The sequence below is a fragment of the Rhizobium sp. 57MFTsu3.2 genome, assembly GCF_012932765.1.
GTDB classification, from domain to species: domain Bacteria; phylum Pseudomonadota; class Alphaproteobacteria; order Rhizobiales; family Rhizobiaceae; genus Rhizobium; species Rhizobium altiplani.
Genome location: NZ_JDWI01000002.1, coordinates 299,788 through 311,561 on the forward strand (window position 1 = coordinate 299,788; position 11,774 = coordinate 311,561).

The 11,774-nt window shown below is 59.9% G+C and carries 11 protein-coding genes; 2 read left to right on the plus strand and 9 right to left on the minus strand.

Annotated features, from left to right (window positions below; all coding sequences use genetic code 11):
- The first annotated feature begins 3 nt into the window (after positions 1-3).
- Positions 4-1,050: a sulfate/molybdate ABC transporter ATP-binding protein gene (locus AF71_RS03935; RefSeq protein ID WP_169680071.1), complete on the plus strand. Its 1,047-nt coding sequence runs from the start codon at positions 4-6 to the stop codon at positions 1,048-1,050.
- Between the two features lie 270 nt (positions 1,051-1,320).
- Positions 1,321-2,148 carry a cell wall hydrolase gene (locus tag AF71_RS03940; protein WP_169680073.1) on the plus strand — a complete coding sequence of 276 codons (828 nt, stop codon included), beginning with the start codon at positions 1,321-1,323 and terminating at the stop codon, positions 2,146-2,148.
- 11 nt (positions 2,149-2,159) lie between these two features.
- On the opposite strand, the gene ugpC is transcribed toward AF71_RS03940, so the two are convergent.
- From ugpC to AF71_RS03985, 9 genes are all read right to left on the minus strand, one after another.
- The gene (ugpC, locus tag AF71_RS03945; RefSeq protein WP_169680075.1) at positions 2,160-3,215 is read right to left on the minus strand and encodes a sn-glycerol-3-phosphate ABC transporter ATP-binding protein UgpC; all 1,056 of its coding nucleotides are present in this window, start codon (positions 3,213-3,215) and stop codon (positions 2,160-2,162) included.
- Between the two features lie 5 nt (positions 3,216-3,220).
- Positions 3,221-4,051, minus strand: coding sequence for a carbohydrate ABC transporter permease (locus AF71_RS03950; RefSeq protein ID WP_025658303.1), 831 nt, complete (start codon positions 4,049-4,051; stop codon positions 3,221-3,223).
- A gap of 4 nt (positions 4,052-4,055) precedes the next feature.
- Positions 4,056-4,991 carry a sugar ABC transporter permease gene (locus AF71_RS03955; protein WP_018855413.1) on the minus strand — a complete coding sequence of 312 codons (936 nt, stop codon included), beginning with the start codon at positions 4,989-4,991 and terminating at the stop codon, positions 4,056-4,058.
- A gap of 84 nt (positions 4,992-5,075) precedes the next feature.
- Positions 5,076-6,335: a sugar ABC transporter substrate-binding protein gene (locus AF71_RS03960; RefSeq protein ID WP_018855412.1), complete on the minus strand. Its 1,260-nt coding sequence runs from the start codon at positions 6,333-6,335 to the stop codon at positions 5,076-5,078.
- A gap of 37 nt (positions 6,336-6,372) precedes the next feature.
- Positions 6,373-7,539 (minus strand): PLP-dependent transferase, encoded by a 1,167-nt coding sequence (locus AF71_RS03965; protein WP_169680076.1) that lies wholly within the window; start codon positions 7,537-7,539, stop codon positions 6,373-6,375.
- On the minus strand, positions 7,536-8,258 hold the full coding sequence (locus tag AF71_RS03970) for a FadR/GntR family transcriptional regulator (RefSeq protein ID WP_025658300.1): 723 nt from the start codon (positions 8,256-8,258) through the stop codon (positions 7,536-7,538). The genes AF71_RS03965 and AF71_RS03970 overlap by 4 nt, the downstream gene beginning before the upstream one ends.
- A 609-nt stretch (positions 8,259-8,867) precedes the next feature.
- Entirely contained in the window at positions 8,868-10,229 is a 1,362-nt protein-coding gene (locus AF71_RS03975; protein ID WP_169680078.1) for a type II toxin-antitoxin system HipA family toxin, read from the minus strand.
- The gene (locus tag AF71_RS03980; protein WP_246733570.1) at positions 10,226-10,525 is read right to left on the minus strand and encodes a helix-turn-helix transcriptional regulator; all 300 of its coding nucleotides are present in this window, start codon (positions 10,523-10,525) and stop codon (positions 10,226-10,228) included. Before AF71_RS03980 ends, AF71_RS03975 begins: the two co-directional genes overlap by 4 nt.
- A gap of 516 nt (positions 10,526-11,041) precedes the next feature.
- The coding region (locus AF71_RS03985) for a DUF4082 domain-containing protein (RefSeq protein WP_169680080.1) at positions 11,042-11,774 on the minus strand (733 nt) is incomplete at its 5' end.

Consider the following 11,774-nt stretch of genomic DNA (forward strand, 5'->3'; position numbering starts at 1 on the left):
AGAATGGAAGTTCGCGTACAAAACCTGCGCAAGGAATTCGAACGCTTTCCCGCGCTGCACGACGTCTCGCTCGACATACACTCCGGTGAACTCATTGCGCTGCTCGGACCGTCCGGTTCCGGCAAGACGACCTTGCTGCGTCTTATTGCCGGTCTCGAGAGCCCGACGGAAGGGTCGATCTATTTCGGCGACGAGGATGCGTCGAAAAAGACCGTGCAGCAGCGCAATATCGGCTTCGTGTTCCAGCATTATGCCCTCTTCCGGCATATGACCGTGCTCGACAATGTCTCCTTCGGCCTGAAAGTGCGCGATGGTGCGCGGCGTCCGCCCAAGGCTGAGATCCGCAGGCGGGCTCTGGAGCTTCTCGACCTCGTTCAGCTCTCCGGCCTGGAGAAGCGCTATCCGGCCCAGCTTTCCGGCGGCCAGCGTCAGCGCGTGGCGCTTGCGCGCGCCATGGCGGTTGAGCCGAACGTGCTTCTGCTTGACGAGCCCTTCGGCGCGCTCGACGCCCAGGTCCGCAAGGATCTGCGCAAATGGTTGCGCGAGATCCATGATCGCACCGGCCACACCACCGTCTTCGTCACGCACGACCAGGACGAGGCAATGGAGCTTGCCGACCGCGTGGTTGTCATGAGCCAGGGCGCGATCGAGCAGATCGGAACACCCGACGAGGTGTACGACAACCCAAACTCGCCCTTCGTCTTTGGCTTTGTCGGACAGTCGAACTGTCTCGACGTGCGGGTCAATGGCGGCGAGATCTGGTTCGAGGACCGGCCGCTCGGGCTGAAGGTCGAGAGCGAAGCGGATGGAGACGCCCAGCTTTACTTCCGGCCGCACGATATCGAGTTGCGGGACGGCTGCGGCGGTTGCATCGCCGGTCTGCTGACGACAAGCCGGCGCGTTGCCGGCACGCGCCACATCGAGGTCGACATCGGCAAGGGACATCCGCCCATCGAACTCGAACTGTCGCCTTCGCAGGCAGGGGCGCTCGATCGGACGCGGATCGCCTTCAGACCGACACGGTGGAAGTTGTTCCGGCCGGCTGCATAGTGACGGTCCACGCGGGCGATAGCGGCACGAATCAGCATGCCGCGCGGGCCGATTTCGGTGGTTGCATCCGCCTGGCGGTCATTACCGGCGATGGAAGATCTCTTTGTTTTCGGGGGGCGGCAGCAATGCGAATCACCCTGCGCAGCCGGGCGAAAGGCACCCAAATCAAATTGTGATACTAATTGGGTTTGAAATTTACCTGAAACGCAGGTAAAAAAGCGATCACTTAATCGAGAAGGGCTTACTACTCTAAATAGGGGGCACCTGACATTGAGGGCGCATACATCGTTGGGAAAATCTCTCGCCGGGATTTTGCTCGCGGGCGTGGCTGCTGCAGGCTGCACGACCGCACAGCAACCGGCTTCGAAGGTGGTGAGCGAAGCCACCAAGCCCAGGAATGCGGCGCACGCGGCGCAATCAACCAAAGTTACCTTCAATTATACGGCCAAGGATCGCGATTGCCTGAAGCGGGCAATGTACTTCGAATCCGAGCATTCTGATCGCGACGGCTACATGGCGGTCGGAACCGTGGTCATGAACCGTCTGACGTCGGGCGCCTATCCCGATTCAATCTGTGGTGTCGTTGCCCAACAGAGACAGTTTGCACCTGGCGTGATGACGCGCGAAGTTGAGCCTGTGGCCGAGATTGAACTGGCAGACGCCGCTGACGCAATCTTGCGTGGCGAACGGCATCCGGGCGTCAAGGACGCGATGTTCTTTCACACGGACGGTCTGTCGTTTCCATATCGCAACATGCACTACGTGACGATTGCCGGCGGCAATGCGTTTTACGAGAAGCGTGGCCGGGACGGCGAGCTGCAGACGCCAGCACCCTTGCCCGCATATGAAGTTGCAATGAACTATCTGCCGGGCCGCAGCAGGATGCCGGCGCAGTTCGAGGCGCTTGTTCCGACGACGGTCCCTGTGCCGATCCCGATGCCCGGGACCGTGGCGACCTTGGGAACGGAACCGGCTCCTCCGGCACCGACGGAAGCTGTCGTGCCTGTCAGCACCGACGCGGTGATACCGGTCGCCATTCCGACGCCGAGGCCGGACCTCGATAACGCCGTTCTGCGCGGCAGCCTCGCCCACGGCTGAGGCTGCTCGCCCTACTTCGCCCTGGTTCCATCGGCATCGAAGACGTGCAGATGCTGTGCGGGGAACGACACGTTGATTGTCGGGCCGGATGTCAACGCGGCCCGGTCGAGCGTGAAGATCTTGAATGGCAGGCCGTGCAGCGACAGGTGCAGGATGATGCCGAAACCGGTCGGCTCGACCAATTCGACGTTCGCGTTCAGACCGCTTTCGCTGGCAATCACAACATGCTCCGGACGAATGCCGAGCGTGACTTTAGCACCGTTTGTCAGCGATAGCGGCGCAGCGAGCGGGACAACCGTTCCGTCCTTCAGGCGGACCCCGCCGTCTGTATAGGTCGCGTCCAGGAAATTCATGCCTGGCGAGCCGATGAAGCCGGCGACGAAGAGGTTGGCGGGAGTATCGTAGAGCTCGAGCGGGCTGCCGACCTGCTGCACGACACCGCCATGCATGGCAACGATCCTGTCGGCGAGCGTCATCGCCTCGATCTGGTCGTGGGTGACATAGATCGAGGTCGCCTTCAGGTCGCCATGCAGTTTCTTGATTTCCGCGCGCATCTGTTCGCGCAGGCGCGCGTCGAGGTTCGAGAGCGGCTCATCGAAGAGGAAGGCTTTCGGCTGGCGCACGATGGCACGGCCCATGGCGACGCGCTGGCGCTGGCCGCCCGAAAGCGCCTTCGGTCGGCGTTCGAGCAGCGGGTCGAGGCCGAGCTTGGAGGCGGCAGCGCCGACGGCGCTGGCGATCTTTTCCTTGGCGGTTTTGCGAAGCTTCAGGCTGTAGCTCATGTTGCCGGCGACATTCATGTGGGGATAGAGCGCGTAGGACTGGAACACCATGGCGATGTCGCGGTCCTTCGGATGCAGCTCGTTGACGCGATTGCCGGCAATGCGGATCTCGCCGCCGGTAACGTCCTCGAGGCCAGCGATCATGCGCAGCAGGGTGGACTTGCCGCAGCCCGACGGGCCGACAAGCACGACGAACTCGCCGTCCTTGATCCTGAGGTCGACGTCATGCAGCACCTTGACGGGGCCATAGGCCTTCTTGACGTTCTGGATATCGATCGATGCCATTTTGATTAACCCTTGACCGCGCCGGCCGTCAGGCCCTGGACGAGATAACGCTGGATGAGCAGGAAGAAGAGACCGGCCGGGATTAGCGCGAGCACGCCCGCCGCCATCATCTGCCCGAAATCCACGGAGAATTTGGAAACGAAGGTCAAAAGCCCGACCGGGAAGGTCGCCGCGTCGTTGCCGTTGATCAGCATGAGGGCAAAGAGCAGTTCGCTCCATGCCGCGGTGAAGACAAAGCCGAGCGTTGCGGCGATGCCGGGCAGCGTCAGCGGCAGGATGATCTGCCGGAAGGCCGTGAACTGCGTGGCGCCGTCGATCATCGCTGCCTCCTCGAGATCCTTCGGTATGCCGTCGAAGAACGACTGCATCAGGAACGTGGCGAAAGGCACGTTGAAGGCGGTGTAGACGACGACGAGACCGGTCAGGCTGTTTGTCAGGTGCAGTGGCGTCAGGATCTTGAAGATCGGCGCAACCAGCATGACAAGCGGGAACATCTGCGTCAGCAGCATCAAGGCGACGATCCAGTACTTCGCCCGGAAGTTGAAGCGTGACAGGGCATAGCCCGAAAGCGAAGCGCAGATTGTCACCACGACGGCGGTCGAGGCCGACACGATGAGGCTGTTCTTGAAGAAGGTCGGGAAGGCACTGTGCTGGATGACGAAGGAATAATGTTCAAAGGTCGTCCGTGAAGGCCACATCCGGACGCCTTCCGTATAGAGCAGGTCGTTCGGCGTCACCGACACCTTGAGGAGCCAGAACAGCGGAAACAGCGCAAAGACGATGTAGCAGAGAATGGCCAGGCGATGCGCGATGGTGGGGAGAAGGGATCGCTTCATGGCATCAATCCTTGTTCAGCAGGGTCTGCCGCAGCAGGATGATCAGCATCGAGTAGGCGAGCAGCAGGACGAGCAGCACCAGTGCGATTGCCGAGGCATAGCCGAAGTCCAGGCGCTTGAAGGCCTGCGTGAAGATGTAGCTCGCGACGATCTGCGTCCGGTCGGCCGGCCCGCCGCCGGTCATGACGACGATCAGGTCGGCGAAGTTGGAGACCCAGACGGTGCGCAGCAGCACGGTGATGGCAATCGTCGGCGCGAGGAAGGGCAAGGTGATCGAACGAAACCGCTGGAACCACCCGGCGCCGTCAATGGAGGCTGCCTCATAGAGATCGCGCGGGATCGCCTGCAGTGCGGCAAGCAGGGTGATCGCAAAGAACGGGATGCCCCACCAGACATTGGCGATAATCGGTCCCCACATCGCATGTTGCGGATCGGAGAGGATGTTGGCAGGCTCGCTCATCAGCCCCAGCGCAAACAGCCAGTGCGGGATTGGCCCGATCACGGGATTGAATAGCCAGGCCCAGTTCAGACCGGCGAGGAAGGATGGGACAGCCCAGGGCAGAAAGACCAGAGCCTGCACGACACCCCTGCCCCAGAACGGCTTGTCGAGCAGAAGCGCGAGGATGAGGCCGAAGATGAACTGCAGCAGGACGGAGGCGCCCGTCCACAACAGCGTATTCTTCAAGGCACCGTAAAAAGCGGCATCTTGCGAGAGTGCACGGAAATGATCGAGCCCGATGAAGCCGCCCGAAAAGGGATTGAGCAGCTGGATGTCACGAAACGCGTAGGACACCCCGATCACCAGTGGCACCAGCATCACCGCAATGATCAGGACCAGCGATGGCGCACTGTAGAGATAGGGTTCGGAGGCATCGGCGACGCGCTTCAGCCAGGGGCGTCTGTCCTGGCGCCTTTCCAGCGTATCGGCAGTCATGGTCATCAGACAAAATCCGTTTTGCGGCGCTTGTTGCGCCGTCGCAAGACAGGGAAGGAGGCGGCGGACAGGTCCGCCGCCGGTGGTCCGTTACTTCTTGGCGAGGAACTTCTGCTGTGCCTTGGTCAGATAATCTGCCCACTGGTCAGCCAGTTCCTTCGGCGTGATGTCGCCGAGAAGCGCCTGCTGGGTCGTCTTGATCGCGAGCGAATCCTTGAAGAAGGCGAACTCTTCGAGGTATGTCGGCATCACGGTCGGAACGATATTCGGATCGGCCAGCTCCTCGAACCAACCCTTGAACTGATCGCCGGCATAGAAGGGGTCCTTCTCGGCCGAGGTATGAACCGGAAGTGCGCCCGTCCGCTTGTTCCACTCGATGTTGCCCTCAGGCGATTCAAGTGTCTCGATCAGCTTCCAGGAGAGATCCTTGTTCTGGCTGGTGTTAAACATCGACCAGCCGGCAAAGCCGATTGTCGTGAAGCCCTTGCCGCTCGGGCCGACCGGCATCTTGGTGACGCCGAAATCTTCCGGCTTCATGCGCTGGGCAACCGCGATCAGCGCGTCCGGATCCTGGTCGAGCATCGCGCAGGTGCCTGAATAGAAACCGGCGACGGTTTCATTGAAGCCCCAGTTGACGCTGTCCTTCGGCGTCAGGCCCTTCTTGTAGAGATCGACAACCCATTCGAGACCCTTTGCCCAGCCTTCGCTGTTCATGGTCGAGGTGCCGTCCTCGTTGAAGAACTTGTTGGAGCCCGCCATCGTCGCGCCGAACATCACCCAGCCGTTCAGGCCGCCCGGACCACCGCGCAGGCAGTAACCGGACTTGCCCGGGAGCTTGGAGACCTTTTCGGAAGCTGCGACGAAATCGTCAAGCGTCTTCGGCGGCTCGGAAACGCCGGCTTCCTTGAAGAGGTTCTTGTTGTAGAACAGCGCACGCAGGTAGAAGCCGTAGGGCAGCATGTAGGCGGTGTTCTTGACGTCGCGGCCGAGTTCAAGAGCGCGCGGCGTCAGGCCCTTGGTGTGCTCCCATTTGGCAAGGTAGGGCTCGAGGCTTTCGAGCATGCCGTTGTTGGCATAGAGCGAAAGCCAGGTGTCGGGCATTTCCATCACGTCTGGCGTGTCGCCGGCCGAGACCATGGTCGCGAACTTCTGGAAGGCTTCGTTCCAGGGCAGCGAGATGATGTCGACCTTGGTGCCGGGGTTTGCGGCCTCGAACTTGCCGACGATCGATTTCAGGGTCTCGGTTCGTTCGGGGCTGGTGATGACCTCGACCAGTTTCAGCGTGGTATCGGCGAGCGCCGTACCGGCCATCATCGTGGCGAGTAGAGTGGCGGTGATCAGTCTTTTCATGCTTGCTCCCCCTTTTCAGGTTTTTCAGGTTGTCAACTCAAGAGGCGACCGCCAATGCCGCCTCGATGTCCTTCCACAGCGCCTCAGTTCCTTCGAGGCCGACGTGAAGGCGTACTGACCGCGCATGGATCCCGAAGGTATGCGCGGAATTCGGTTGCGCCTTCTGCTGAAGGACGACCTCGCCTGGTACGATCAGGCTTTCATGCCCACCCCAGCTCACTCCCAGTTTGAAGAGCTTGAGGTGATCGGCGAAGGCGCGGATATCGACGCCCTCGCGGAATATGAAGGAAAACAGGCCCGACGTGCCGTTGAGGCCAGCCGGCAGCCGGTTGCCAAGGCCCGGATGGCAGACGGTCTCCACCACGTCGAGTTCCTGCAGGCGCCTGGCGATCGTCATCGCGGCCGCCTCATGCGCCCGCATGCGGATCGGCAATGTTCGCAGGCCGCGGATCAAGAGCCATGCGTCAAACGGCGAGAGCTTGCCGCCGAGATAGGGATAGGCCTCTGCCTTGATGCGGGCAATCATCTCCTTCGAGCCGGCAACGACACCGGCCACCACGTCGCTGTGGCCGCCGAGATATTTCGAGGCCGAATGGATGACGATATCGACGCCAAGTGAAATCGGTTGCTGGAAGTATGGGCTCGCCCAGCTATTGTCGATCATGGTGACAACGCCATGCTTCCTGGCAAGGGCCGCGAGCGCGCCGACATCATGGGCTTCCATCACCCAGCTCGTCGGGCTTTCCATGTAGAAGACCTTGGCGCCGGGCAGCGCCTTGGCTACGGCCTCTTCATCGCGACCATCGACATAGGTCACCTCGACCTTCATGCGCTTCAGGATCGTGCCGAACAGGCGGAAGGCATCGGGATAGACATGCTTGACGGCAACGATCCGGTCGCCCGGCTCGACGAAGGAGAGCACCGCCGAGGAGATCGCCGCCATGCCGCTTGCAAAGCCGAGCGCATCTTCAGCGCCCTCGAGCTTTGCCAGCATTTCCTCGAACATGCGGACGGTCGGGTTGAGGCCGCGCGTATAGATCGGCCGGACCTTCTCGCCCCGGTAGGAGGAGATCATGTCGTCATAGTCGGAAAAGGTAAAAAGCGACGTCTGAAAGATCGGTGGCACGACGGCTTCGGCGAAGTTTCCTTCGTCGTGTGCTGTGATGAGCGAGGCAAGATCGAACGCGTCTGCGCCGTTGTTCATTTCGACATTTCCTTGATATCTTCCTCGACGACCCCGAGGATCTTCAGTGTCTCTTCACGCGCGGCCTCGGCGTCCCGGGCAGCGATCGCGTTGAAGAGCGTGCGGTGAAAGGGAAACGAGCGGCGGGCGAAGTCCTCGCGCTCGAAGGGATGCTCCCAGAACTGCCAGAATGTCTCGCGCATCTGCTCGAGAAGCTGGCGGAAAAGCGGATTGTGGGTGGCGTCGTAGATGGCCAGATGGAAGGCAAGGTCTTCAGGCCCCGACGTGCCCTTCTCTATGTGGACGCGTTCCATCTCATTGAGGTTCTGCTCGATCAGGATGAGATCCTTGTCGGTCCGCTTGCGCGCGGCGACCATGCAGGCCTCGCACTCGATCCCGCGACGCACCTCGAGCGTTTGCAAAAGAGCGTTACGCAGATGGCCGGTATCAAGCGACAGCGGCATGTGGATTGTCGCCTTCGAAACCGGTTTCAGCAAGTAAGTGCCGCTGCCCTTTCGTGTTTCGATGACGCCGAGCGCCTGGAAATGACGGATCGCTTCGCGGATCGTCGAACGGCCCACCATCAGCGCCGCCATCAGCTCGCGCTCCGCCGGCAGGCGATCGCCTGCCCTCAATTGCGCGCTCTGAACATACTCGGCCAGTGCGTCGGTCACCTGACGTGCCCGATCCATGGCCGGAAGCGGCCGGATAACCGGCCTGTCGCTGCGTGGTGCCTTCATGGTTCCCCAGAATTCTTATAGGCAGTCGACCTGAAATTGGTCTGACATCTTAGCATTTCCAAAAAGCAGCGGAAACGTCAAGGGCAAGTCGGAAGTTAAAGTGCGGATTCTAGATTCTCCCAAGATACGGATCTCGGAAATCGAGGTCGTGGCGAAGGTCAGCGACCCTTACACAAACCTTTAAAAGGCAGACCTCACAGCAGACGCTGAAGGCGCGTGTCAGTCCTTGCCCACCGAGCGGTGCAAACCCGCCGTAGAGCTACGGCCGACGATCCGACGGGTTATCAAGCACCGCCAGTTCAGCCTCGGTTGGAACCTCGTTTATCTCGAACATCTTTCGTGGGCGTTCCCGCCATTGCTCCAGGTCGCACTCACTCCGGAGGACAACGGCAACCATCGCCGCGGACGTCCGCTTCGTCCTTCGCCATCGGCCATGTATTGAATGACCTCACACCGAAACGTCGCGCGCGAAAACCCGGAGAAAGAAAAACCACAGCGCCTGCTTGACTAGTAGCAAGTTCCAGCGTCCTTGCAGTGTCGGTATCGCCCTGAACGATTGCGACGAAATCTCGCAAGAAGGTAGCAACCGCCACACCTCATAGGTGGAATTCAACGCTTGGGGCTGAAGCCACCCGTATCATCATCGCTTACGATTTTCGGCCGCTCGTGTCGGCTTGAAATGCTGTAGTCATTCCGATCGTAGTGCACGCGAAGTGTCTGAGCCGGCCGATTGCCGTTCAAGAATTTGTCGAGTTCAGCAGTACGGGATTTGGATAGCCGGACTTTGTCAGCAAACTGCGGCCACCGGTCTACGGCCGTTCGCACCTGCTCTATAACATACCGAGCGTCTTGATCCGAGATCGAAGCCCCTCTGGCGACCGCCAAGAGGTGAGACATGCCAGGGTTTTTACCTTCCCCAGCTATTGCCGCGCTGTGCTCTCCGCCTGGTCCGGACGAAAAGGTAAGATCGTATGCAGGAGCTAATGACCAACGACCATTCCCGTCCATAAGGAATGCGTGGTTCTTCGCATGGTCGTCGCGATTCTTGGCATATACATTGAACACCATGTTTCGAAACATCTTGAGGACTTCTGCGGCGTCGCGGGTCATCATATGGGTAAGCTTGTGAAGTTGCTCATAGTTGAGAGAGGCCTCGCGATGGCTGGCATTCAACAGACCGCTTGCCGTGTGCATGTGAAGCCTGCCGGCGGGTATCCTGTCAAAACGCTTCGTCGCAAAAAGCCGCCTTCCCTTCCGGGTGTCGAATAGCTGGGTGTCGGCCATCTCCAGCCCTGCAGCTGCCGCCATGAGCGCATAGGCTTTTTCTTCGGCACCGATCTCCCCCGGATCGCTAGAACTGGGCGCTTTGACCATCCATCTTTCAAATCCCGGATCCAACGGCCGGCCGTAGTCCAGAACGCAGGTATTCTCGGCCTTGTTGAAGGCGATCATAATCTTTGGTCGTGCACCTGCGGATCCACCTTGCGCGCCCTGCAAGCTATCGATGTCAGCGACGTCCATTTCTGTCTGTACCAACTCCACTTGATCAGCGAACCAGTCGAGGTCAGCGTCGGTCGGTTGTTTCAGATCGTCCGGCAAATCGGGAACGTATGTCAGCGCACCCATTCCCGTTCTTCCCACTGCCGAGAGACGGTCGATAGGAGTGAGCTGCGTATAGTCGATGCCCGCTCGCTGGAGACGGCGGTCAAGCAATAGACGACCCCAACCATCAGGCAGGCTGTCGTTGAAGAGCCCATGGAGCCCGTCAAACGGATCGCGAGGCGCTGCAATCAATCCAGTGGCGGCCATCATATGGAATGGTGAAATCAAAAGGGGTGCTGCGAGAAACTCTGCCGAGTACTCGAAGTAGGCCCTCCGTTCCTTGCCGCTCCAAGCGAGCGTGCCGAGCTTCTTCTCATTCCCTTCGAGATTCAGATAGACGTTCATCTGCTGGACTGGTTTGAACTTCATTTCCTGCGCACCCGCTGCCTAAGAGGACGATCAACGACATCATCGATATTCTGCGGCGGCCGACTCGGAAACAATCGCTCGAACTCAGCCTCGGCCTCAAGGGCGAAGGCAATTTTCACGAGACTCTCGAGGGAGATTTTTCCACTTTCTTCAAATAGTCTCAACGACCCGTACGAGACATTCGATCTTGCCGCCAGTTCCCGCTGGGTCAGTCCGTGCTCGATCCGCCGGCGCTTCATTCTTTCCGCCAAGCCTCGAATAACTTCCACCGGGGACGACATGTTAAATGTGAACATATTATCACCTAATCGCATTATTGGGAAGTTAATGCCAATATAATAGCATTTAAATATATTGCAAGTCGATGATCTAATCGATCGCCCTGGTATGGTTCGCCGGATGTTCAGGATCATCCGAATACGACAAAGTTCAGTTCGCCGATCCTGGCGAGATCCCGTCGTATCGCGATCCTACAGGCAATTGAACATGGTCTCCGACAACCTGCCGTCCGTCATTCCGCTCCGGCAGCCGACAGCAGACCCACATGGCGCGGGCGCGTGGCAAGCCAGAAATGGCCTCTGCGCGAATTGCGCCCGCTCAAGGCGGAGGTCAAACCGGAAGCCGTCGAGTTGATCCTCAACTCGACCTCGGCTGTGCGCTGTGCTGGAAAAGACCAAAATGCGGAATGCGGCAGCGCATACATATCGACGCCGGGACGCCTGTGTGTGGCATTTGCGACGACGGCTTGCCGCGGCAAGAACCTGCATTGCATTCATTGCATCCGAAGTCGGCCTGTCACTTCGGCCGACTCATCATGCTGCGAGTTGCGGCCGGAAGACCACGTCGGCCCAGTAATTCGCAGAATCATAGGTGCTGGTCGGGAAGAGACCCGCGGTCGCGGACCCACCATAGCTATAGACACCGTTGCCACCCGCGGCGGCACTTGAGAGGGCCGTCAGAGGACCGTTCGTGACGCCGCTGGTGAAAAACCCGTCGGTTGCCACATAGGCACCGGTTGTGTGGTAGGACGCCACATAGGTAGTGTTGGCGGTGATGGTGACCGGAGTCGCAAAGTTCACCGTCTGCCAGCCGCTGCCGGTGGTGCCGGAATAGGTGGCAGTGGCGAGCTTGGTGCCCGCCGTGGTCCACAGATCGACGACGTTCTGGCCATTGTCGTTGGCGCTCCGGTAGAACTTGATGCCGGTGATATCACCGGCAACATTCGCCTGGAACTTGACGCCGAGTTCGAGTTGCTGGCCATCGTTGAGGTTCGTCTGGGCCGGTGTGCTGGTGGCACTGAACAGACTGTAGGTGGTGGGGGCTGCGGCCGTATTGATGCTGAAGGTCTCGCTGGTGGCGAGGCCGGCAATGTCGGTTGCCGTCACCTTGATGCCTGACGTGCCTGTCGTCGTCGGCGTACCGCTGAAGGTCTGCGTCGCGGCGTTGAAGCTCAGCCAGGTGGGAAGAATCGAGCCGTCGGCAGATGTTGCCGTGTAGGTAAGCGTGTCGCCGCTGTCGACATCGGTGAAGGTGCCGGCCGGCAGC